Source organism: Enhydrobacter aerosaccus, assembly GCF_900167455.1.
Taxonomy (GTDB): domain Bacteria; phylum Pseudomonadota; class Alphaproteobacteria; order Reyranellales; family Reyranellaceae; genus Reyranella; species Reyranella aerosaccus.
The window spans coordinates 151,726-175,091 of sequence record NZ_FUWJ01000004.1 but is presented as its reverse complement, the minus strand read 5'-3'; the positions used below and the strand labels follow the sequence as shown (position 1 = coordinate 175,091).

General features: G+C 65.3%; 20 protein-coding genes. 10 read left to right on the top strand and 10 right to left on the bottom strand.

All coding sequences use genetic code 11. The features are described 5' to 3' along the window. Positions 1-13: 13 nt before the first annotated feature. A complete protein-coding gene (locus B5D62_RS18095; RefSeq protein ID WP_085935327.1) occupies positions 14-1,354 on the bottom strand; it encodes an ABC transporter substrate-binding protein in 1,341 nt (446 codons plus the stop codon). Positions 1,355-1,612: 258 nt separating this feature from the next. Next, on the bottom strand, positions 1,613-2,470 hold the full coding sequence (locus B5D62_RS18090) for an isocitrate lyase/PEP mutase family protein (protein WP_085935326.1): 858 nt from the start codon (positions 2,468-2,470) through the stop codon (positions 1,613-1,615). 216 nt (positions 2,471-2,686) lie between these two features. Between B5D62_RS18090 and B5D62_RS18085 the strand changes: the two genes are divergently transcribed. The 9 genes from B5D62_RS18085 to B5D62_RS18045 all read left to right on the top strand — a co-directional run bounded on the left by B5D62_RS18085 (position 2,687) and on the right by B5D62_RS18045 (position 11,908). Beyond that, entirely contained in the window at positions 2,687-4,057 is a 1,371-nt protein-coding gene (locus tag B5D62_RS18085; RefSeq protein WP_085935325.1) for an MFS transporter, read from the top strand. Positions 4,058-4,078: 21 nt separating this feature from the next. Next, a complete protein-coding gene (locus B5D62_RS18080; RefSeq protein WP_085935324.1) occupies positions 4,079-5,293 on the top strand; it encodes an acyl-CoA dehydrogenase family protein in 1,215 nt (404 codons plus the stop codon). A gap of 17 nt (positions 5,294-5,310) precedes the next feature. Then, a complete protein-coding gene (locus tag B5D62_RS18075; RefSeq protein ID WP_085935323.1) occupies positions 5,311-5,712 on the top strand; it encodes a VOC family protein in 402 nt (133 codons plus the stop codon). A gap of 38 nt (positions 5,713-5,750) precedes the next feature. Next, positions 5,751-7,598 (top strand): alpha/beta hydrolase domain-containing protein, encoded by a 1,848-nt coding sequence (locus tag B5D62_RS18070; RefSeq protein WP_085935322.1) that lies wholly within the window; start codon positions 5,751-5,753, stop codon positions 7,596-7,598. Then, positions 7,598-8,377, top strand: a complete 780-nt coding sequence (locus B5D62_RS18065) for an alpha/beta fold hydrolase (protein WP_085935321.1) — start codon at positions 7,598-7,600, stop codon at positions 8,375-8,377. The genes B5D62_RS18070 and B5D62_RS18065 overlap by 1 nt, the downstream gene beginning before the upstream one ends. 120 nt (positions 8,378-8,497) lie before the next feature. Beyond that, positions 8,498-9,562, top strand: a complete 1,065-nt coding sequence (locus B5D62_RS18060; RefSeq protein ID WP_085935320.1) for a ketopantoate reductase family protein — start codon at positions 8,498-8,500, stop codon at positions 9,560-9,562. A 119-nt stretch (positions 9,563-9,681) separates the two neighbouring features. Continuing rightward, entirely contained in the window at positions 9,682-10,719 is a 1,038-nt protein-coding gene (locus tag B5D62_RS18055) for a putative FMN-dependent luciferase-like monooxygenase (protein ID WP_085935319.1), read from the top strand. Continuing rightward, complete coding sequence (locus B5D62_RS18050; RefSeq protein WP_085935318.1) at positions 10,716-11,309, top strand: CMD domain protein; 594 nt, start codon at positions 10,716-10,718, stop codon at positions 11,307-11,309. Before B5D62_RS18055 ends, B5D62_RS18050 begins: the two co-directional genes overlap by 4 nt. Then, positions 11,306-11,908 (top strand): alkylhydroperoxidase domain protein, encoded by a 603-nt coding sequence (locus B5D62_RS18045; RefSeq protein WP_085935317.1) that lies wholly within the window; start codon positions 11,306-11,308, stop codon positions 11,906-11,908. The genes B5D62_RS18050 and B5D62_RS18045 overlap by 4 nt, the downstream gene beginning before the upstream one ends. Before the next feature lie 414 nt (positions 11,909-12,322). On the opposite strand, the gene B5D62_RS18040 is transcribed toward B5D62_RS18045, so the two are convergent. The 7 genes from B5D62_RS18040 to B5D62_RS18010 all read right to left on the bottom strand — a co-directional run bounded on the left by B5D62_RS18040 (position 12,323) and on the right by B5D62_RS18010 (position 19,860). Further along, on the bottom strand, positions 12,323-13,939 hold the full coding sequence (locus B5D62_RS18040; protein ID WP_085935316.1) for a GMC family oxidoreductase: 1,617 nt from the start codon (positions 13,937-13,939) through the stop codon (positions 12,323-12,325). A 61-nt stretch (positions 13,940-14,000) separates the two neighbouring features. Then, positions 14,001-14,972 carry an ABC transporter ATP-binding protein gene (locus B5D62_RS18035; protein WP_085935315.1) on the bottom strand — a complete coding sequence of 324 codons (972 nt, stop codon included), beginning with the start codon at positions 14,970-14,972 and terminating at the stop codon, positions 14,001-14,003. Further along, complete coding sequence (locus B5D62_RS18030) at positions 14,965-15,954, bottom strand: ABC transporter ATP-binding protein (RefSeq protein WP_085935314.1); 990 nt, start codon at positions 15,952-15,954, stop codon at positions 14,965-14,967. Before B5D62_RS18030 ends, B5D62_RS18035 begins: the two co-directional genes overlap by 8 nt. Continuing rightward, positions 15,951-16,844, bottom strand: a complete 894-nt coding sequence (locus B5D62_RS18025; RefSeq protein WP_085935313.1) for an ABC transporter permease — start codon at positions 16,842-16,844, stop codon at positions 15,951-15,953. Before B5D62_RS18025 ends, B5D62_RS18030 begins: the two co-directional genes overlap by 4 nt. A 3-nt stretch (positions 16,845-16,847) precedes the next feature. Beyond that, on the bottom strand, positions 16,848-17,792 hold the full coding sequence (locus tag B5D62_RS18020; protein WP_085935312.1) for an ABC transporter permease: 945 nt from the start codon (positions 17,790-17,792) through the stop codon (positions 16,848-16,850). A 16-nt stretch (positions 17,793-17,808) separates the two neighbouring features. Further along, positions 17,809-19,401 (bottom strand): ABC transporter substrate-binding protein, encoded by a 1,593-nt coding sequence (locus tag B5D62_RS18015; protein WP_085935311.1) that lies wholly within the window; start codon positions 19,399-19,401, stop codon positions 17,809-17,811. Between the two features lie 81 nt (positions 19,402-19,482). After that, on the bottom strand, positions 19,483-19,860 hold the full coding sequence (locus tag B5D62_RS18010; protein ID WP_085935310.1) for a VOC family protein: 378 nt from the start codon (positions 19,858-19,860) through the stop codon (positions 19,483-19,485). A gap of 51 nt (positions 19,861-19,911) precedes the next feature. Between B5D62_RS18010 and B5D62_RS18005 the strand changes: the two genes are divergently transcribed. After that, the gene (locus B5D62_RS18005; protein ID WP_085935309.1) at positions 19,912-20,697 is read left to right on the top strand and encodes an HpcH/HpaI aldolase family protein; all 786 of its coding nucleotides are present in this window, start codon (positions 19,912-19,914) and stop codon (positions 20,695-20,697) included. Between the two features lie 983 nt (positions 20,698-21,680). Here B5D62_RS18005 and B5D62_RS18000 read toward each other — a convergent pair. After that, the gene (locus tag B5D62_RS18000; RefSeq protein WP_085935308.1) at positions 21,681-23,330 is read right to left on the bottom strand and encodes a thiamine pyrophosphate-binding protein; all 1,650 of its coding nucleotides are present in this window, start codon (positions 23,328-23,330) and stop codon (positions 21,681-21,683) included. Positions 23,331-23,366: the final 36 nt, after the last annotated feature.

The window sequence follows — 23,366 nt, the reverse complement described above, 5'->3', positions numbered from 1 at the left end:
CTCCGGCTCTCGGTCAGGCCACCTTGAAGTCGTTCCAGCGCTTGTTCATGTAAGCCGCCTCGTCCATCAACGTGTTCCAGCACGAGATGTTGGTCACGCGATCGATGAACGATCCGCCGTCGCGCTTGGCCCCTGGTTGCTCCATCGGCACGCCGTAGGGATCGAGGACGACCTGGGTCGCGGGCTTGCCCTCGTACCAGTAGTCCCATTCGGCGGGTGTCAGGAACTTCTTCGCCGTCGATGGCACCGGGCTGTAGTAGCCGTAGCGCGCCACGAAGCCACCCTGCCAGCCGGACAGATACCAGTTGAGGTATTCATAGGCGGCATCGCGCTTCTTGCCCGAGAGATGGCTCATCAGCGCCATGCCGTTGCACCAGCCGCGATAGCCCTCCTTGCCGTTCTTGATGTTCACCGGGGCGTAGACGCAGGGGATCGACTTGACGCGCACCGCCGCTACGGCTGGAGACCACATCGACTGGATCACGACCTCGCCGGCCGCCATGAGCTGGACCGATTGGTCGAATGTCGTCCAGGTGGCGCGAAAGTGGCCGTTCTTCTTCAGCTCGATCAGCTTGTCGATCGTGCCGTCGATCTCGGCCTTGGTCATGTTGCCCTTGTTGCCGTACTTCATCAGCCCGGCGCTCTCGAAGCACAGCGCGGCATCCATGATGCCGATGGCGGGGACGTCCAGGATCGCGGCCTTGCCCTTGTACTTCGGGTTGATCAGTTCCTTCCATTCCGTGACCTCGCCCTGCACGAGGTCGGGCCGGTATCCGATCGAGTCGGCGTTGTAGACCTGGGGCAGGAACGTCATCCAACCGGTGACGCCTTCATGCAGGTCCTTCGAATCAGGCTTCTCGATGTACATCGCCTCGTAGGGAGAGATGCCCTGACGGGGAATCTTGTGACCGTCGATCTCGCCCTTGGTGAAGATCGGCAGGATATTGTTGAACTCCTTGATCTTGGCCACCTCGATGCCCTGCAGGACACCGCGCTTCGTGGCGAGCTTGGCCTGCCAGCCCTCCACGTCGGCGATATCGACCGTCGCCGGCTGCGTGATGAAGCGATTGATGGCGGCCGAGGTATCGAGGTTCTGCATCGTCACCTTGAAACCGAGATCCTTCGAGGCCTGGTCGCCGATTGCCTTGACCACGGAGTAGGACACGCCGACGTGGCGCAGCTCGATGTCCTTGATCTCCTGCGCCCAGATGGTCGGGAAGCCGGCGACGGCGTTAGCGCCGGCGGCTCCCGCGAGCGCTGCACCTCCCCGCATCACGGCGCGGCGCGACACCGCCTTGCTGCTGGCCATGCCAGAATCCGCCGCCTTGTCGCTGCTCTTCCGTGAAGTAGCCATTTGAGCCTCCTGCGGAAGAGATCGTCTCTTCCGGTCGTCCGCGTTGATCGAAACTCTTTGTTCGATGATGCGGCGACGCTAACCCAGGCTCGTTAGTGTCTAAAAATTTGAAATTACAATCCGCGGTATTTGCCGGGCTTATAGTGCTCAGCAACTGCTCACCTGCGCGCCTTTCGGGCGATAGGTTGATCGTTCCGCGCCCATAAACCCCTTGTTCGTGGCGCGATCCTCAACAGGTAGTGGTGAAGCGTCGACGAACTACGACAGAAAATCTTTCGTCCAGGCGGTGTAGTCCGCCTCACGCGTGACTCGCTTCATCAGTTCCGCGTCGGCGATGCCGGTGAGCTTGGACGGTGCTGTGCCCTCGCGCAGGGCCTTCAGCGTGTCATGCACGGCCTTGACCGCCGCCGCGAAAGGTTGATGGCCCTGCAGCGCGATGCGCACGCGTCGGGCCGACAGATAGTCGAGATCGGTCAGCTCGCCTGAGACGCCGCCCAGGATCAGCGGCAGGCGGGTGGCGGCGGAAATGGCATCTAGCTCGGCGCGGCTCTTGATGCCGACGAAGAACAAGGCATCGACCCCGACCGCCTCGTAGGCCTTGCCGCGGGCGATCGCGTCCTCGAGCCCGCTGATCTGGATCGCACTGGTGCGACCGGCAATGCAGAGCGCCGGATCCTGGCGACCGGCCAGCGCCGCCTTCATCTTGCCCACGCCCTCGGCGACAGGGATGAGGCGCGGCTTGGCGGCGCCGAATGGCTGCGGCAGCTCGGTATCCTCGATGCTCATGCCGCCGACGCCGGCCGTCTCGAGCTCCTCGACCGTGCGCTTCACACTGAGCGCATTGCCGTAGCCATGATCGGCATCGACCATCAGCGGCAGGTTGCCGGCGCGGTTGATGCGATAGGCCTGGCCGGCGAATTCGCTGAGCGTCAGCACGATCAGGTCCGGCGCCCCCAGCACCGTCATCGAGGCGACCGAGCCCGCGAACATGCCGATCTCGAAGCCGAGATCCTCGGCGATGCGGGCGGAGATCGCGTCGTAGACCGAGCCTGGATGGACACAGCGCTCGCCGGCCAGGACGGAGCGGAAGCGCTTACGGCGGTCGGTCCAGTTCATGTCGTTTCCTCTCCGCTTTGGTGTGGTTTGCGTCGATCGGCGCGCCGGCCCTTCTAGCAAGGCTGCCGCCGCACCGCAGCGGTGCGTTTCGAGGGGCAAACGCCGCCCCGTCCGGCTCTTCCACCCCTGGCGGCAAAAGCGTAGCGTTTGCAGCATAGGCGGCATGGTGGCGCGGCATCCGCCCAAAAAAGAACGCGCCATGGAGGAGACAAACCCATGTTCGAGGTTCTCGATCGACAAACGCGTTTGACCGGTAATCAGAAAAAGATCCTCGCGGCCGCGATCATCGGCGACGCGCTGGAGTTCTTCGACTACTTCCTCATCGCCTTCGTGCTCGCCTTCCTGATCGGGCCCTGGAAGCTCACCTTCGGCCAGTCGGCGATCGTGCTGCTGTCCTCCGGCATCGGCGCGATCATCGGCGCCTATGGCTGGGGCTGGCTGGCCGACCGCATCGGCCGCCGCAAGGTCTTCATCGGCACGGTGCTGAACTTCTCGGCCGCCACCGGTCTCCTCTATTTCACGCCCGACAACGGCTGGATCTATCTCACCATCATGCGCTTCTTCGTCGGGCTGGGTGTCGGCGGCCTCTATTGCGTCGACCTGCCGCTCGTGCAGGAGTTCATGCCGACCTCCAAGCGGGGCTTCATCGGCGGGCTGGTGACCTGCATCATTCCGATCGGTGTCGGCCTGGGCTCGGTGCTGGGCGCCTTCATGGGCGCGGACCAGTGGCGCCTGCTGTTCGCCATCGGCGTCCTGCCGGCTCTGATTGTGCTGCTGGTGCGCCTGTGGGTGCCGGAGTCGCCGCGCTGGCTGGCCCGCCAGGGCCGTCTCGACGAGGCCCGCCAGTCGCTGGCCTGGGCGCTCGAGGTCGATCCCGCGAGCCTGCCCGCTCCCACCGCCTTCGAAACCCGCATCGTCAAGAGCAACTGGACCGACCTGTTCAAGTATCCGCGCAGCCTGATCGTCTCGTGGCTCGGCAATGCCGGCGCCCAAACCGGGGTCTATGGCATCGTGCTGTGGGCGCCGTCGCTGTTCGTCCTGCTGCTGAAGGTGTCGCCGCAGGAAGCCTCCAAGATGATGATTCTGCTCACCATCATGGGCTTCGTCGGCCGCGTGTCCTTCTCCTGGCTGTCCGAACGCATCGGCCGGCGCGCCAGCGGTGGCCTGCTGGGCTTGGGCGCGGGCCTGCTGACCATCCTGGCCGGCTACAATGCGACGACCATGGTGGCCGGCGTGTCGGCCTTCTGGCTGGTCCTGGCGCTGGCCATGTTCTTCGCCGACGGCGGCTTCGCCATCGTCGGGCCTTACGGCGCCGAGATCTGGCCGTCGCATCTCAAGACGACCGGCATGGGCTCGGCCTATGGCTTCGGCGGCATCGGCAAGATCATCGGCCCGCTCGGCCTGGCGCTGATCGTCGGCTCGGGCAACTACCTGAAGCCTGACGTGCCCTTGCCGCAGATTCCGACCGCCTTCACCTATCTCGGATGCTGGTTCCTGATGGCGGGGATCGTCTACTATTTCCTTGGCATCGAAACCAAGGGCAAGTCGAACGAGCAGATCGACGTCGAACTTGCCGCCGCAGACTGACCCGCTTCAAAGAGGACTGCCTTGGATACCCTGATCCCCACTTCCGCCGACCTTGCCGGAGACCAGAGCCTGGTCTCCCGCGCCGAAGCGCTGCGCCCCGCCGTCGAGGCCGCTGCCACGGAGATCGAACAGAAACGGCGCATTCCGCCGTCCCTGCTCGACCAGTTCCATGAGGCGCGGCTGTTCCGCCTGCTGCTGCCGCGCTCGTCCAACGGGATCGAGACCGATCCCATCACCTTCTTCCATGTGATCGAGACCATCGCCCGCGGCGACGCCTCGACCGCCTGGTGCCTGAGCCAGGCCGGCGGCTGCGCCATGTCGGCGGCCTATCTCGCCCTGCCGGTGGCCAACGCCATCTTCGGCGACGACCCTCGGGCGGTTCTGGCCTGGGGGCCGGGTCCGCGCGTGAAGGCGATCGAGTGCGAGGAGAACGGCGCGGTCACGGGCTACAAGGTCACCGGCGTCTGGTCCTTCGCCTCGGGCGGCCGGCATGCCACCTGGCTCGGCGCGCATTGCCCGATCTACAAGGCCGACGGCACGCCGCGCCTCGATGCCGACGGCAAGCCTGTGGAACGCACCATGCTGGTGCGCACCGAAGACGTGGTGTGGACCGACATCTGGGACGTGGTCGGCCTGCGTGGCACGGCCAGCGACCAGTTCTCGCTAAAAGACCATTTCGTGCGCGCCGACCACTCGATCACGCGCGAATACGAGAAGGAGTGCCGTGAGCCCGGCCCGCTCTACCGCATGTCGGCGCTGACCTGCTACGAGGTCGGCTTCGCCGGCGTGGCACTCGGCATCGCCCGCGCCGCCCTCGACTCTTTCGTCGATGTCGCGCGCAACAAGGTCCCGCGCGGCCAGAAGAGTCCCATCCGCGACAACGCCGTGGTGCAGACCAACCTCGCCCAGGCCGAGGTGGCGATCCGCGCGGCGCGTGCCTTCCTGCTGCAATCGGTGGCTGAGATCTGGAAGGAGATCTCCGCCGGCAGTAAGCTGACGCTCGACCATCGCATGGCCATCCGCATGGCCTCGACCAACTCCATCCACCGCTCCCGCGAGGCGGTGGACTTCGCCTACAACGCCGCTGGCGCCACGGCCATCTTCGAGAGCCATCCGCTGGCGCGGCGCTTCCGCGACATCCACACCGTAACCCAGCAGTTGCAGGGCCGGCTTTCCCATTTCGAGACGGTGGGCGCCTGGATGATGGGCGCCGACGCCGATCTGACCTTCGTTTGACCCAACGGAGACGCACCATGCCGCTTGGCGTTCTGCAGCATTACACCATCGAGCCCTCCGACCTGGAGGCCACCAAGACATTCTATTGCGACGTGCTGGGCCTGGAAGACGGCGACCGGCCCCCGCTCGGCTTCCCGGGCTATTGGCTTTACTCCGGCGGAGTGCCGACAGTGCATCTGCTCGGCAAGCGCCAGCCGCGCGACGGCATCGTCGTGCGCGGCACCCGGAAGAAGTTCAAGGATACCGGACGCTTCGACCATATCGCCTTCGCCGCCACCGACATCGACGGCGTGCGCAAGCGATTACAGGAAAAGAACGTACAGTTCCGCGAGCAGACCATTCCGCGAACGGGCGGTCAGCAGATATTCCTCTACGATCCCGACGGCGTCGGCGTCGAACTGAACTTCCCGCCGCCGTAAGACGAGAACCTTTTCCCCGTCGTCATCAGCGAGGGTACGTGATCGTTTCCGTCGACATCCAGGCTGTCGAACCGCTGGCCGACGGCGCGCCGTTCGGCGACGCCGGCGCCTATGAACGCGTGATCGGCGTCGCCAAGGGTGAGGTCAATCCCAATGATATGGCCAACAAGGGCATCGCGCTGCTCGACAAGGCGCCCCGCAATGCGCGGGGGATGGTCGAATACACGAGCGACATCTTCCTCCTGCGCCCCAGAGATGCCGCGAAAGGCAACGGCCGCATCCTCTACGAGGTCAACAATCGTGGCCGCAAGATGCTGTTCGGCAACATTGCCGACGGCCCGCAGGGCGTGAACGATCCCAAGACCCTGGCCGATCTCGGCAATGGCTTTCCCCTGCGCCTCGGCTACACGCTCGTCTGGTCCGGCTGGGACCCCGATGCGCCGCGCGCGAACAAGGGCCTCGGCCTCGATGCCCCCATCGCGACCGTTAACGGCCAGCCCATCGTCCAGAGGGTTCGCGAGGAATTCGTGTCGGGCACCCGCGCCGGTGTCCTCGAGGTTTTCAAGCTGTCGCATGAAGCCGCGTCGCCCGATCCCTCCCGCGCTCGGCTGACGATGCGCGAGCGCGCCGCCGATCCACCCCAGGAGCTGCCGACCAGCGACTGGTCGTTCGTCGACGGCCGCACCGTGAGGCTGCGCGACGGACTGAAGCCCAGGCCCGGCTTCCTCTACGAGCTCCACTACGAGGCAAAGAATCCGAAGGTCCAGGGGCTGGGCTTCGCCGCCACGCGCGATGTCGTCAGCTGGCTGCGTTACGATCCCGCCGGCGTGAAGGCCACCGGTTGGCCGATCAGCCATGCGCTGGCGATCGGCTTCTCCCAGGCCGGCCGCTATCTGCGCCATCATATCGGCGCCGGCTTCAATCGCGACGAGCAGGGCCGCAGGGTGTTCGACGGCATCCACAGCCATATCGCCGGCGCCGGTCGCATCTTCTTCAACGTGCCGTTCGGCCAGCCCGCGCGCACCAACACGCAGCACGAAGACCATGCCTTTCCCGAGAACGAGTTCCCGTTCTCCACCGCCCTGCTCGACGATCCGCTGACAGGCAGGAAGGGCGCCCTCTTCCGCGGCGACGGCTGCGACCCGCTGCTGATCGAGACCAACACCTCGACCGAATACTGGCAGAAGGGCGCCTCGCTCCTGCACACCGATCCGCTCGGCATGAAGGATGTCGCGCTGCCGGCGAATTCGCGCGTCTACATGATCGCCGGGACGCAGCATGGCGGCCGTGCCGGCGCCACCAGCGATCCTGGGCCGAACGTGAATCCCCGCAACCCGCACAACCCGATGCCGGCCGTGCGCGCGCTGCTGGTGGCGCTCGACGCATGGGTCGTGTCGGGCACGGCGCCGCCGGAGAGCCGTGTGCCGACGCTTGGAGACGGCACGCTGGTCGAGCCGGACAAGACCGGCTTTCCCGCCATCCCCGGAGTTGCGGTGGCTAAGATCACCAACGAGGTGGCGCCGCCGGGGGACTGGGTAAACCCCGAACCGGCCGAACGCCGATATCGCACGCTGGTGTGCCGCGTCGATGCCGACGGCAACGAAGTAGCCGGCATCCGCCTGCCCGACATCGCCGTGCCGCTGGCGGCCTACACCGGCTGGAACGAATACAAGCCGCCCTACCCGGCAGGCGAGCTAGCCGATCGCGACGGCAGCTATCTCGCCTTCCCGGCGGCAAAGATCGCCGAGCGCTACAAGAACCGCTCCGACTACGTCGCCAAGGTACAAGCAGTCGTTCAGCACCTGATGACGGACCGCCTGCTTCTGCAGGAGGATGCCGACCGCTACATCGAGAAGGCACGCGCGGAAGCGCGCGTGAAGGACTGATGGCCAAGCTCGACCGCGATGGCGTGAAGATCCACTACGAGATCCACGGGCCGCCTCGAGGCCCGGCCCTCCTGCTGAGTCACGGCTACAGCTCCACCAGCCGCATGTGGGATGGCCAGGTGGCGGCGCTGAAGGACCGCTATCGGGTGATCGTGTGGGACATGCGCGGCCACGGCGAGAGCGATTATCCGGCGGACCAGAGCCTCTACTCGGAAGCGCTGACGGTCGGCGACATGCTGGCGTTGCTCGACCTTGACGGCGCGCAGAAAGCCATCGTGGCCGGCCTGTCGCTGGGTGGCTACATGTCGCTCGCCTTCCATGCCAGCCATCCCGACCGCGTGCGGGCGCTGATGCTGTTCGACACCGGCCCTGGCTTCAAGAAGGACGAGGCGCGCGCCAAGTGGAACGAAACGGCGCACAAGCGCGCCGCCGCCTTCGACACCAATGGTCTCGCTGCGCTCAATACCAGCGACGAAGTGAAGATCGTGCGCCATCGCGACGCCAGCGGTCTCGCCCGCGCCGCGCGTGGCATGCTGGCCCAGCAGAACGACCGGGTGATCCAGTCGCTCGACACGATCGCTGTGCCGACGCTGGTGCTGGTCGGCGCCAACGACACCAATTTCCTCGCCGCCACGAATTACATGGCGGCCAAGATCAAGGGATCGACCAAGGTGGTGATTCCCGACGCGGGCCACGCCGCCAACCTGCATCAGCCCGCGCTCTTCAACCAGGCAGTCGAGGCCTTTCTCGCCAAGTTGCCGGCCAATACCTCATGCTGAGGAGCGAGCGCAGCGAGCGTCTCGAAGCATGGGCAACCGGCACCTTGCTTGTTGCTATCCTTCGAGACGCGGCCTTCGGCCGCTCCTCAGGATGAGGCATTCACTTTTAGGAGGATATCTATGGGCAAGCGTATCGCGGTCGTGGGTGTCGGCGCCCTGGGCGGTTATGTCGGCGGCTATCTGGCCAAATCGGGCGAGGACGTCACCCTGATCGATTTCTGGCCCGAGAACATCGAGGCGATCCGCAAGCGCGGCCTGGAGCTCGACGGCGTGACGCCCGAAGAGAAGTTCACCGTCACCGAGGCCAAGACCATGCATCTCACCGAGATGCAGGAACTGTCGCGGCGGAAGCCGATCGACATCGCTTTCGTGTCGATGAAGTCCTACGACACTGAATGGGCGACCGCGCTCATCAAGCAATACCTCGCGCCCGACGGCTATATCGTGTCGCTGCAGAATTGCCTCAACGAGGAGCGCATCGCCGGCGTGGTCGGCTGGGGCAAGACGGTCGGCATGGTGGCCTCGCTGATCTCGGTCGACATGTACGAGCCCGCCCGCATCCGCCGCACGGTCGCCAAGGGCGGCGACAAGCACACGGTGTTCCGGGTCGGCGAGGTGCATGGCCGCATCACCAAGCGCGTCGAGGAGCTGCGCGACATGGTGGGCCGCATCGACAGCGCCAAGACGACGACCAACCTGTGGGGCGAACGCTGGTCCAAGCTGTGCCAGAACGGCATGAAGAACGGCGTCTCGGCCGCCACCGGCCTCACCGGCACGGACTGCGACCGCAACGATGCCATTCGTCGCTTTGCCATCAAGCTCGGCGGCGAGGCGGTGCGGGTCGGCCAGGCGCTAGGTTATCACATCGAGAAGATCGGCAAGATGGAGCCTGAGACGCTCGCCAAGGCATCGGAGGGCGACAAGGCCGCGCTCGACGAGATCGAGTCGATCATGCGGCCGGGCTCGAACGTCAATCCGAATCCCCGAGCCGACATCCAACGCCCGTCCATGGCGCAGGACATCCGCAAGGGACGCCGCACCGAGATCGAGTTCATGAACGGCTACATCGCCGAGCGCGGCACCTATATCGGCGTGCCGGCGCCCACCCATGCCAAGCTGACGGAGATCGTGAAGAAGGTCGAACGCCTTGAACTCAAGGCCGCGCCGGCCCTGCTGGGCGGTTGAAGATCGGGGACCATAAAGAGCGCTGCTGTGGCGCGAAGCCCAGCAGCCTCGCGAACCGGTCCACTTTCCATTCCGCTTGGCGCTTGCTTCTGTCCCCGCTTCCGCGCGAAGCTTGGGCAATGAGTACGAATATTTCCATCAAACGGCTCGGGTTTTTCACCCGGCTGCTCGATGAAGTCGATGCCGCCGAGCGCTATCGGCTTGCCGCCGCCCAGATCGCGCATGCCGAGCGCTTCGGCTACGACACGGCCTGGATCGCCCAGCACCATTTCCACGAGACCGAGGGTGGCCTGCCGGCCCCGTTCGTGTTCCTGGCGCACGTGGCCGCCAGGACTCCGCGCATCCGCCTCGGCACCGGCATCGTCACCCTGCCGCTGGAGCTGCCGATCCGCGTCGCCGAGGACGCCTCGGTGTTCGACCTGATGAACGACGGCCGGCTGGAACTGGGCGTCGGCCCGGGCGGCAACATGGCCGCCTTCGCCGCCTTCGGCCTCGCCAGCGACGACCGCCATGCCCTGTTCGACAAGAACCTGGAGGTCCTGCGCACGGCGCTGAGCAACCGTCCGCTATTGGGGGGCGACCGGCTCTATCCGGCCAATCCCTCGCTCGACAGCCGCATCTGGCAGGCGACCTTCACCGTGGCCGGCTCGCGGCGTGCCGGTCTTGCCGGCGACGGCCTGATGCTCTCGCGCACGCAGCCGCGCGCCCCCGACGCGTTGGGTGCCTCGCTGGCCGATATCCAGAACCCGATGATCGACGCCTATCTCGAGGCTCTGCCCAAGGGACGCGAGCCGCGCATCCTCGCGTCACGCACCGTGTTCGTGGCCGACGATCACGACGAGGCGATGCGCCTGGCCGAGAAGGGCCTGATGCGCATGCGCCATCGCCTTGCCGCCACGGGCAACCTGACCTCGGGCAATCTGGTCGGCGACATCATCACGGCCATGGACGTCCATGTTGGCACCGTCGAGGAAGTGATCGCGTCGCTGCAGGCCGACAGCACGCTCGAACGGGCGACCGACCTCACCATGCAAGTCCATTCGATCGATCCGCCGCATCCCTTCATCCTGCGCTCGATCGAACTGTTCGCCGAGAAGGTGGCACCGGCCTTGGGCTGGGCGCCCGGCCGCACCGAAGGAGCACGAAGAGTCGCATGACCGACGTCATAAACTTGCTGGCCGGCATCGAAGCCGGTTCGGCGCTCGACAAGGCCCGGGACAACCGGCCGGAAGCCCGCAAACATGCCCAGGCAAGCTACGAGGCGCTGTTCGCGCCCAAGACTCCCGGCACCTTCTCGCTGCAGGAGCGGTTCGCCGTCGCAGCCTTCGTCGCCGGCCTGCATGGCAAAGCCGAGACGAAGGAGTATTACGTCGAGAAGCTCACGGGCACGGGTGCGTCGCCCGAACTCCTGGTCGCGGTGGCCTCGGAGGTCTTCGAGTCCCATACCCACGGTCCCTACGGCCATTATCCGACGGGGCCGCTCACCATCGAGAACAGCGACGGCCTGAAGTATGCCGTCACCGTGACGGCCCGCCATGTCCTCGGCCAGCGTCTCGCGACCGCCTTCGAGCACGCACACATGTTGGTTTTCCATCCGCGCGATGCCGCGCCGCCCTCGCTGCAGGCAATGCTCGATGCCGGCTGGTCGACCACGGACGTCGTCACCCTGTCCCAGCTTGTTTCTTTCCTGGCCTTCCAGATCCGCGTCGTGGCGGGCCTCAAGGTCCTGAATGCGAGGTCCGCATGAGCGAGAAGACCCTGACCCCGCCGCCGCACACCGAGCCGGTCGTCTTCACCCGAGACATGCTCGACTGGCTGTCCTGGCTGCAGCCGCCGACGGAAGAGGAGCTGACGCCGCGCCAGAGGGAAAGCCTGGTCGATGCGGCGCGGTCGAAGTCGGAATATTTCCGCCTGCTGGCGCGCGCCCCGGATATCCTCGAAGCGCGCACGCGGACCGACAAGGACATCTTCTACAATCCGCAGGCCGGTGCGCCGCGCGCCGAGCGCGAGCTGGCCGCCGCCGCCACCTCGCGGCTGAACGGCTGCATCTACTGTGCCTCGGTGCATGCGCGCCATGCCGCGGTCTATTCCAAGCGCACCGACGACGTCGACCGGCTGCTCGCGCAAGGCGTCACCGCCGATCTCGGCGAACGCTGGAACGCGATCGTCTCGGCCTCCGCGGCTTTGACCGCGATCCCGATCGATTTCGGTCCCGAGCATGTCGAGCGGCTGCGCAAGGCGGGTCTCGACGAACTCGCCATCATCGACATCATCAACGCCGCCTCGTTCTTCAACTGGGCGAACCGCCTGATGCTCTCCCTTGGCGAGCCGGCGAAGCAGGGCTGAGCAGCAGACGATCCGAACGTTGATCCTGTTCGGGCAATAAATTGTTTTTGCAAATAGTGTCATCCCGAGCGCAGCGAGGGATCTCGGTCCGGCATCGCTAAGGATCGATCGCTGTGCTCGGGATGACACCGGTGAACGGGGCATCCCTCTAACACCGCGCAGCAGGACGCCACTTGCGCCAACCGCCTCGCCGGATACAGCGGCGATCCGCATCCTCTATCGCGGTATCGAGCCGGTGGGCAACGTGGTGCTCAAGTCAGTTCGATCGTAGGAGCCTCATGGACCGCTTCGCCACTCCCTCCGTGTCATCCCGAGCGCAATGAGGGATCTCGGTCTCGCATCGCTAAGGATCCCTCGCTGCGCTCGGAATGACACGGCAAATGAGGCACAACTGCCTCACTGATTCGAGCTTGTCTAAGCCGCGAGCTTCACGCCTGCCTTGGCGTCCTGCTTGATCAGGTCGGCGCCCTTCTCGGCCACCATGATGGTGGGGGCGTTGGTGTTGCCCGAGGGGACGGTCGGCATGACCGAAGCATCGATCACGCGCAGGCCGGCGATGCCGTGCACGCGCAGCCGGTCATCGACCACAGCCATCGGATCCTGACCCATCTTGCAGGTGCCGATGACGTGATAGGTGGTCTGGCCGTTGCGGCGCGCGAAATCCAGCCACTCATCGTAGCTCTGGACCTTGTCGCCCGGATTGTTCTCGTAGGCGATGTACTTGGCCATCACCGGGTGCGACACGATCTTGCGGGCGATCTGCATGCCCGCGACCGTGCAGTCGCGATCCGTCTGCGCCGACAGGAAGTTCGGCCGGATCGCCGGTTCCGTCCCCGGAGTTGCCGACTTGATGTGGATCGAGCCGCGCGAATCGGGACGGCACTGGCCGATCGTCACTGTCATGCCAGGATCGCGTTCCAGCAGGCGCTTCTGGGCCGAATCGTAGCTCGCATGCGCCATGTGGAACTGCATGTCGGGCGATTCGAGGCCCGGCCGCGTACGCACGAAGCCATACACGATGCCGGCCGTCCAGGTGAGGATACCGCGGCCGGTCGTATAGTACTTGACGATCTCCTTCATCATGTTGAGGCCGCGCGTCTGCTCGTTGAGCGTGATCGGCACCTTGACGCGCCAATTCATGCGCGGCGCGAAGTGATCGCCGTAATTCTCGCCCACGCCCTTCAGCTCGTGCCTGACCTCGATGCCGTGCCGCTTCAGCAGCTCCGACTGGCCGATGCCCGAATGCTCCAGCACGCCTGGCGACTGCACGGCGCCGCAGGACAGGATGACCTCGCGGCCGCAGCGCGCCTCGCGGGGCTGACCATGGACAGTATAGGCGACTCCGACGGCGCGCTTGCCCTCCAGCATCACCTTGCTCACCAAGGCATCGGTCTCGATGCGGAGATTGGGGCGATGGCGGATCGGATCGAGGAAGGCACGCACGGTCGACCAGCGCTTGCCGTTCTTCATCGTCACCTGATAGTAGCCGAAGCCTTCCTGGTGGCCGTTGTTGTAGTCCTTGTTCTTCGGGTAGCCACAGGCGGCGGCGGCATCGATGAAGGTGTCGCAGATCTCGTGGCGTTCATACATGTCGGCGACGTTGAGCGGGCCGCCCTTGCCGCGACTGTCGTCGCCATTGCCCTCGTAGTTCTCCGACTTCTTGAAGTAGGGCAGGATCTGCTCGTAGGACCAGCCGCGATTGCCGAGCTGCGCCCAGGTGTCGTAGTCGAGCGGCTGGCCGCGCACGTAGAGCATGCCGTTGATCGAGCTCGAACCGCCCAGGGTGCGGCCGCGCGGACAGGGAATGCGGCGGCCCGCCATGCCCTCCTCGGCCTCCATCTCGAAGTTCCAGTTGAACTTCTTGTGGTTCAGCAGCTTGGTGAAGCCCACCGGCACATCGATCCAGATCGACTTGTCCGGACCGCCCGCTTCGAGCAGCAGGACCTTGACGTTCGCGTCCTCGGTCAGGCGGTTGGCAAGCACACAGCCTGCCGAGCCTCCGCCCACGATGATGTAATCCCAATCGGCCATCGAACGCCTTCCTCCTTCTGCGGCCCCTCCCTGTCCCGGAAGAGGTGATCTGGCGTGAAGCTTAGCGCAGATGACAGGAAACGTGATGCCCCGGCGCGATTTCGCGCAGCGGAGGCGCTTCCACCTTGCAGTGCGCCTTCGCATAGGGGCAACGCGTGTGGAAATGGCAGCCGGCCGGCGGATTGACCGGGCTCGGCACATCGCCCTCCAGAATCCGCTTCTGCCGCTTCACGGTCGGATCCGGCACCGGGACGGCCGAGAGCAGCGCCTCGGTGTAGGGATGCTGCGGCCGCACGAAAATCGATCGGGTGTCGGCATATTCGACGATCCGGCCGAGATACATCACGGCAATGCGGTGGCTGATATGCTCCACGACAGCGAGATTATGCGAGATGAAGAGGTAGGAAAGCCTGCGCTCGCGCTGCAGGTCCTGCAGCAGATTGATCACCTGGGCCTGGATCGAGACGTCGAGCGCCGACACCGGTTCGTCGCCGACGATCAGCTTCGGTCCCAGCGCCAGGGCGCGCGCGATGCCGATGCGCTGCCGTTGCCCGCCGGAGAACTGGTGCGGGTAGTTGGCCATCTGCGCCGGTCGCAGGCCGACGCGCTCGAACAATGCCGCGACCTGCTCCCGCCTCTCCCTCGCCTTGGCGAGGCCATGCACGAACAACGGCTCACCGACGATGTCGCCCACAGTCATGCGCGGATTGAGGGAAGAGAAAGGATCCTGGAAGACGATCTGCATCTGGCGGCGATACGGCCGGAGCGCCTTCTTCGGCAGATGGGTGATGTCCTGCCCGGCCATGCGTACCGAGCCCGCCGTCGGTTCGATCAGGCGCAGCACGGCGCGGCCGGCGGTCGACTTGCCACAGCCGGATTCGCCGACCAGCCCCAGCGTCTCGCCCTCGCCGATCGAGAAGCTGATGCCGTCGACAGCATGGACCTGTCCGACCGTCCGGCGCAGCAACCCCTTGCGCACGGGGAAGTGCTTCTTGAGGTCCTTCACCTCGAGGATCGGAGTCGCGTCAACCATCGGTGTGCCAGCAGGCGGCCCAGTGGCCGGACTGCTTCTCCTCATAAGTGGGCCGCTCGCGCCGGCAGAGATCGTCGGCCTTGGGACAGCGCGGGGCGAAGGCACATCCCGCCGGCAAGGCGAACAGCGGCGGCACGATGCCGGGGATTTCCTGCAGGCGTTCGGTCTGCCGCCGTTCCTCGCCGCGCATCAGCTCGAGCCGCGGGATCGATTTCATCAAGCCGGCCGTATAAGGATGCAGCGGCTTGGCGAAGAGCGGGCCGACCGCCGCCTCCTCGACCTTGCGCCCGGCATACATGACGATCACGCGGTGCGCGGTCTCGGCCACGACGCCGAGATCGTGGGTGATCAGGATCACCGCCGCCTTGAACTCGCGCTGCAACTCGACGATCAGGTCGAGGATCTGCGCCTGGATGGTGACGTCGAGCGCGGTGGTCGGCTCGTCGGCGACCAGGACCTTGGGATTGCAGGCGAGCGCCATGGCGATCATGGCGCGCTGGCGCATGCCGCCCGAGAGCTGGTGCGGATATTCCCGCGCCCGCTGCGCCGGCTCAGGAATACGCACCAGATCCAGCATCTCGACCGCCCGCTTGAGGGCCTGCTGCCGGTTCATGTCGCGATGCAGGATCAGCGCCTCGGCAATCTGCTTGCCGATGGTCATGACCGGATTGAGCGAGGTCATAGGCTCCTGGAAGATCATCGAGATCTCGTTGCCGCGAACCTTGCGCATCTCCTCTTCACTGATCTTCAGGAGATCGCGACCGCCGAGCTTGACCGCACCGGAGACGATGCGGCCGGGCGGATCGGGGATGAGCCGCATCAGCGACAGCGCCGTCATGCTCTTGCCGCAGCCCGACTCGCCGACGATGGCCAGGGTCTCGCCGGCGGCGACGTGGAAATCGACGCCGTCGACCGCCTTGACGATGCCGTGACGCGTATAGAACCAGGTGCCGAGATTTTCGACCTGAAGCTGGGGGGTCACGAGCGTTGCCTCGGATCGAGCAGGTCACGCAGGGCGTCGCCCAGCAGGTTGGTGCCGAACACCGTCAGGCTGATGGCGACGCCGGGCCAGATCACCAGCCAGGGCGCGGTACGGACATATTCGGCAGCGGATTCGGACAGCATGCGTCCCCAGGAAGGATGCGGCTCGGGCACGCCCAGCCCAAGGAAGGAGAGCGACGCCTCGACCAGGATCGCGGAACCAAGTTGGGCCGTCGCCAGCACGATCAGCGGCGCCAAGGTATTGGGCAGGACGTGGCGCACGGCGATGCGCAGCTCGCCCATGCCGACGGCACGCGCCGCCTCGACGAAGGGCAGCTCGCGCAGAGACAGAGTCGAGGACCGCACCACGCGCGCCACGCTCGGCACCAGCGGGATGGCGATGGCGAAGATGGTGTTGCGCAACGACGGTCCCAGCGAGGCGGCCATGATGATCGCCAGCACCAGGAGCGGCAGCGCCTGCATGATGTCCATCAGCCGCTGCAGGGCGAGGTCCACCCATCCGCTGAGATAGCCGCTGGCCAGCCCGATGGCGATGCCCAGCACACATCCCAGCCCCATGGCGCCGGCGCCGACCGCAAGGGAGACGCGGGCGCCATGGATGATCCGGCTGTACATGTCGCGGCCCATGAAGTCGGCCCCGAGCCAGAACATGCTGCTGGGCGGAGCCAGCGAATATTTGGCGTTGGTCGCGGTCGGATCGACCGGGGCGATCACGTCGGCGAATACAGCCGTGAAGACGAACGCCGCGACGATCACCGCGCCGACGGCACCGAGCGGATAGCGCCGGGCGAAGAACAGCGTCCGGCTCCACCAGCCGGTGACATTGGCTCCAGCGCGAGCGAGGGCGGCATTATGGTCGATTACGGTCATCGGTCAGCCGAACTTGATGCGCGGATCGAGGACCATGTAGGCCATGTCGACCAGGAAATTCATGGTCACCACCACAACGGCGATCAGCATGGTGAGGTTCTGCACGATCGGATAATCGCGCCAGCGGATCGCTTCGACCAGGAAGCGTGCCACGCCCGGAATGTTGAACACCGTCTCGGTGACGATCAGGCCGCCGACCAGGAAGGCGGCTTCGATGCCGATCACCGTGATGACCGGCAGGAGCGCGTTGCGCAGCGCATGATCGTAGTTGACCGAAGCGTTCGAGGCGCCCTTGGAACGCGCCGTCCGCACGTAATCCTGACGCAGCACCTCCAGCATCGACGACCGCGTGAGGCGCATGATCAGCGCCGAGCTGCGGAAGCCCACCACGATCGCCGGCAAGGCCAGCATCTTCACCTGCGCGAAGAAGCCATGCGCATCGGCGTCGTAGATCGGGATCGTGCCGAACCACTGCACCGACGCCATCAGGACCAGGAGGCCGAGCCAGAACGACGGGAACGACAGGCCGCTCAGGCTGAGCACGCGCAGGCCGTAATCGAGCCCGGTATTCTGGCGCACCGCGCTGACCACCCCGAGCGGCACGCCGAGCAGGATGGCGAACACGATCGCCAGTCCCGCAAGCTTGCCGCTGATCGGGATGCGTGGCGCGATCTCCTCGATGGCCGGACGCTCGGAGACGAAGGCATAGCCGAGATCGCCATGCGCCAGCCCGTCGATCCATTGCCAATACTGCTCGGTCACCGGGCGATCGAGGCCGAGATCGTGGACGATCCGCGCCTTCTCCTTCGGATCGTCGTTGCCCGACGCATCCATGAGGATGTCGGCGATGTTGCCCGGCACCATGCGCAGCAGCGCGAAGATCAGGATCGACATCCCGACCAGCGTGACCGCCATCAGCAACAGACGACGGACGAGATACGCTCCCACCGCGACTCCTTACCCGTTACTTGTCGAGCCAGACGTCTTCGAAACGCCAGCCGTTGTAGATGCTGTTCACCTGCAGCACGAGCCCCTTCACCTTGGGGTCCCAGCAGGTGTTGGCGACGTTGTGGCCGATGACGGGACGCGCCACGTCATCGGCCAGCTTCTTCTCGATCTCCCAGACGATCTTCTTGCGCTTGCCCATGTCGAGCTCGGCCGACTGCTGGTCGATCAGCTTGTCGACCTCGGCGTTCTTGTAGCCGGTATAGTTGCGGTCGGACGTCGAGTAGAAGTTCTCGTAGAAATTGACGTCGGGATCGTCGATGCCGATGCCGGTCAGGTTCATGCCGAGCTGGTAATCCTTCTTGGCGATCTTGTTGTACCAGATCGTCGTGTCGATCGGATCGAGTTCGCCGTCGATGTAGATCTGCTTGAGCTGGTCGATCAGGATCACCGCCGGGTCGCGGTAGATCGCGATGTTGCGCGTCGCCACCTTGATCTTGAGCGGCTTGTTGGGGCCGTAACCCAGCCCTTCCATGATCTTGCGCGCCTCGGCCCGGCTCTTCTCGACGTCGGGCGAATGGCCCGGCAGCGTCGCCAGCATGTCGGCCGGCATGCCCCAGAAGCCGGCCGGCGGCGGCAGCATGGCAGCGCCGTCGAGGTCATGGCCCTGGCTCAGGATCTGGTTGAACGCCTTGATGTCGAGCGCCAGCACCAGCGCCTTGCGCACCTGCGGATTGTCGAACGGCGGCGCGTCGCGATTGATCAGGATGTTGGAATTGACGTTGGTCGGCCGCGCCTCGCACACCGCGTTCGGCTTCTGCGCCATCACGTCCTTGAGCAGCGGGAAGGTCACGTCGGAGTCGAACGTCATGTCGAACTCACCCGACTGGAAGCCCAGCAGACGGGTGCTGCGGTTGGGCACGATCTTCCAGTCGATGGCATCGAGATAGGGCTTGCCCTTCTTGAAGTAGTCGGGATTGCGCACCAGCTTGATCGATTCGTTGCGCTTGAAATCCACCACCTTGAACGGACCGGTGCCGATTGGCTTGGAGCGCATGACGCGATCGGGCACATGGCAGGAGTAGACCGGCGAATAGCCGCCCGCGAGCATGGTGAGAAAGGACGGTTCCGGCCGACCGAGGACGAAGGTGACCTCGTAATCGCCGTTGGTCGTGACGTCCTTGAGATTGTTGTACCAGATCTTGCGCGGGTCCTTGCGGATGATGTCGCTGTCCTTGCCCGCCAGCGCGTCCCAGGTGCACTTGACGTCCTTCGAGGTGAAGGGTTGGCCGTCGTGCCACTTCACGCCCTGGTGCAGCTTGAAGGTCAGCTTGGTCTTGTCGTCGCTCCACGACCAGCTGTCAGCGAGATCGCCGACGATGTGATCGGGGCTGTTCACCTTCTCCTTGGGATCGAACACGACCAGGTTGTTGAAGACGGCCATGAACGGCTGCACGACCGAGATGGTCGACTCTTCGTGGATCGACGCGCTCGGCGGATTGTCGCGATGGGAAATGCGCAGCGTGCCGCCCTGCTTCTGCGCGAACGAAGGTGACGCAACCGTCACCAGGCCGAGCACACCCGCGGCCCAGACAGCCCTTGTCAGACGCATCCGAATTCCCTCCCAGATCAGCGCCAATTTGCTTTGTTCTTATGGCGGCCAAGCTATCACATCGTGTGCAGCGGCCAAGCGCTATTGCGCCGCGCCCTTCAGCTCGATCTGATTTCCTTCCGGGTCGTGGAAATACACCGACGGGCCATTGCCTTCAGCCCCATAACGCTCGACCGTTTCGCCCACCGTAATGCCGAGAGGCGAAAGCCGCGCCACGATCCGCGCGCGGTCGAACGGTTCGATGCGGAAGCAGAGATGATCCATGTTGCCGCCGGTGGCGGGAGGCTCGCCCTGGATCAGGTCGAGCAGCGAAGCACCGGCCCGCATCTGAACCAGATGGAGCTTCTCCAGCGTGCGCTCGACCTTGAAGTCGAGCGCCTGCTCGTAGAATCGGACCATGGCAGCGAGGTTCCGCACCCGCAGCACGACATGATCGATCCGTTCGACATGGAAAGTCATGGCGTTTAGCTTAGCGCCGCCGGACGGCCGGCGGAAGCGGTGGAGGAAACAATGGGCTTTGCAATCAACGCCGCCAAGGCGCGGCTGAAGAACAACGAGCTGGCGATCGGCATCGGCATCCGCCTGGTGCGCAACGTCGATATCATCAAGGTCATGAAGGCGGCAGGGTACGACTGGTTGTTCATCGACCTGGAGCATGGCTCGATGTCGATCGAAACCGCCTGCGCCATCTCCGTCGCGGCCCAGGATTCCGGCATCGCGCCGATCGTGCGCGTGCCCTATGGCGAGCTGACGATGGCGACGCGCGTGCTCGATGGCGGCGCGCTCGGCATCGTCATTCCCCATGTCGACACGGCCGAGGAAGCGAAGGAGATCGCCGACAAGCTGCGCTATCCGCCGCGCGGTCACCGCTCCGTCGGCGGCGGCCAGGCGCAGTTCGACTATGCGCCGATGCCGCTCGGCGAGATGACCGCCAAGAGCGACGAGAACACGCTGATCACCGTGATGATCGAAACGCCCAAGGCGGTCGAGAATGCCGAGGCGATCGCCTCGGTGCCCGGCATCGACTGCCTGCTGGTGGGTTCAAGCGATCTCTCGATGGAGATGGGCATCCCGGGCGACACCGGCAATCCAAAGGTCCAGGCCGCCGTCGACAAGGTCATCGCCGCCTGCAAGAAGCACGGCAAGTGGCCCGGCATGGGCGGCGCCTATACCGAGGAGCTGCTGAAGCTCTACACCGGCAAGGGCATGAAGCTGCTGCTGTCCGGCAACGACCTGCCCATGCTCACCAACGCCGCCCGCGCGCATCAGGCGAAGGTCCGCGCGTTCCAGAAGTAAGATTTAAAGATCCCTCACTCCGTTCGGGATGACACCGCTGGTGAGGCGAAGCCGACGGATCCCGATCCGATGCCCGCCAGAGATCCCTCGCGGCGCTCGGGATGACACCGTTGATGGGGCGAAGCCGAGGACAGTATCGTGCCGGCGCGTAGGGCAGCGTCGTCGCGAGGCACGTGACGATGTCGCTCCAAGAACCGTGTCATCCCGAGGCGGAGCCGAGGGATCCCGACACGACGGTTGCCAGAGATCCCTCGCAGCGCTCGGGATGACACCGTTGATGGGGCGAAGCCGAGGACAGTGTCGTCCCGGCGCGAGGGACAGCGTCGTCGCGAGGCAAGAGGCGCGTCATCCCGCCACGAGAGGCAGTGTCATCCTGAGGCAGTGACAGTGTCATTCCGACCCACAGGACAGTGTCGTCCCGAGGCGAAGCCGAGGGATCTCGGTCCGGCGCCCGCCAGAGATCCCTCGCAGCGCTCGGGATGACACCGTTGATGGGGCGAAGCCGAAGACAGTGTCGTCCCGGCGCGAGGGGCAGTGTCGTCCTGAGGCAGTGACAGTGTCATTCCGACCCGAAGGACAGTGTCGTTCCGACCCAAAGGACAGTGTCATCCCGAGGCGGAGCCGAGGGATCTCTCGCTGCTCCGTAGGTGACCATAATCGTCGGTTCTGAGGCGGCGGGTTTAGGGTCGGTGCCCAACACATCCCGAGACACGCATGTCCTGTCGCCGCCCGCTCCCCTTGTCCGTCGCTTCGCGTCCCGACTCGCAGCCCCGCTCACCGTTTTCCCTCCGTTTAAAAACGGTAAAAACGGTGAACCGCGATGCTCCCGCGCCGCGACGTCCGCGCCCGCAGCACGCCACCTGCACCCGTTATTTTCCCGTTATTTTAACGGGCGCGGTGGCGAGGGATCCTGGTCTTTTCCGCCCTGCGTGGACGCTCGCGCCTCCGAAGACGCGGCCGCCCGCCGGCAGCGCGTCCTCGCGCTACCGCTTTCCTTCGATCTCGATCTCGATCAGGTGCGGCTTGCCCGACTTGAAGGCGGCCGCCACCGCCGCCTTGATGTCGTCGGCTTTCGTCACGTGCGTGCCGCCGAGGCCCATGCCCTTGGCGAGATCGACGAAGCCCAGCGCAGGGCCGGTCAGGTCCATGTGCATATAGGGCTTGTTCGACTGGACATCGAAGCGCGTGCGGTAGGCATCGATGTTGTGCTTCAGCACGCGGTATTCGCGGTTGGCCAGGATCACGAACACGATCGGCAGGTCGTGATGGGCCGCGGTCCACAAGGCCTGGATGGAATACATCGACGAGCCGTCGCCGGAGACGCACAGCACCGGCCGCTTGTCCTGCGCCACGGCAACGCCGATCGCGCCGGCGACGCCTTGCCCGATGCCGCCGCCACGGCCGCTGAAATAATCGTCCGGGCCTTTGAAGGTGAAGGTCTTGAACAGGTCGAGATTCGCCGTGATGGTCTCATCGACCACGACCACATCCGCCGGCGCGCCGGCCCGGATCGCGGCCAGGGCGCGGGCCATCGAGGTCGGCGTGCGCGACCAGGCCTTGGCAACGCGCGCCTTCTGCGCGGCGTCTTCCGCCTCCTTCTGCTCCTTGTGCGCCTCGTTGCGTCGCTTGGCCTCAGCCGGATCGATCGCCACAGATTGCGCCAATGCCTCGAGCGCGGCACCGACATCGGCGACCAGGCCGGCATCGACCGCGAAATTGTAGGCCAGCCGCGACGGCGCCGCCTCGATCTGCAGCACCTTGGTGCCCGGCACGAACGGAGAGCCCGGCCCGTACCACACCTCCTCGAAGAACGGTCCGCCCACCATCAGCACTAGATCGTTGGTCGCGAACTGCCTGGCGACGCCCGGCGCGTCGAAAGCGAGCGTGCCGCGATAGGCCGGATGATCGGTTGGGAAGGAATTGCGGCCGCGCAGCCCCTCGAACCACACCGTCGTGCCGATCTTCTCGACCAGCGCCACCAGCGCCTTGTCGGCGCCGGCGCGGGCAATGTCATCGCCGGCAATGACGGCCGGCCGCTTCGCATCCGCCAGCAGGCGCGCCATCGCCTCTACTCCCGCGGGATCGGGCCGGCTGGCGGCAAACAGCGTCGCCGGCGCGCCCGGCGAAATAGTGGTCTCCTGCTCCATCACATCGATCGGCAGCGCCACGAACACCGGACCGGCCGGCGCCTCGTTGGCGATCTTGAAGGCGCGCTGCAGGATCGGTCCGATCTCGTCGGCGCGCTCGACCTGAACGCTCCATTTGGTCACCGGCGCGGCCATCGCCACGAGGTCGTGCCCGAGCACGGGATCGCGCAGGCGGATGCGCGTGTCCTGCTGGCCGGCCGTGACCACCATCGGCGAGTTGTTCTTGAGCGCGCCATAAATCATGCCGATCGCGTTGCCGAGGCCCGGCGCCACATGCAGGTTCACGAACGCCGTCTTGCCGCTGGCCTGGGCATAGAAGTTCGCCGCCCCGACCGCGACGCCTTCGTGCAGATGCACGACATAGTCGATCTGCGGATAATCGAGCAGCGAATCGATCAGCGGACTCTCGGTCGTGCCGGGATTGCCGAAGATGCGATCGACCCCATGGTTGAGCAGCGTCTGCATGAGAACCTGGCGGCCGCGCATGTCTCGTTCCTTCCCCTTGTTTCTCTCCCCCGCTAG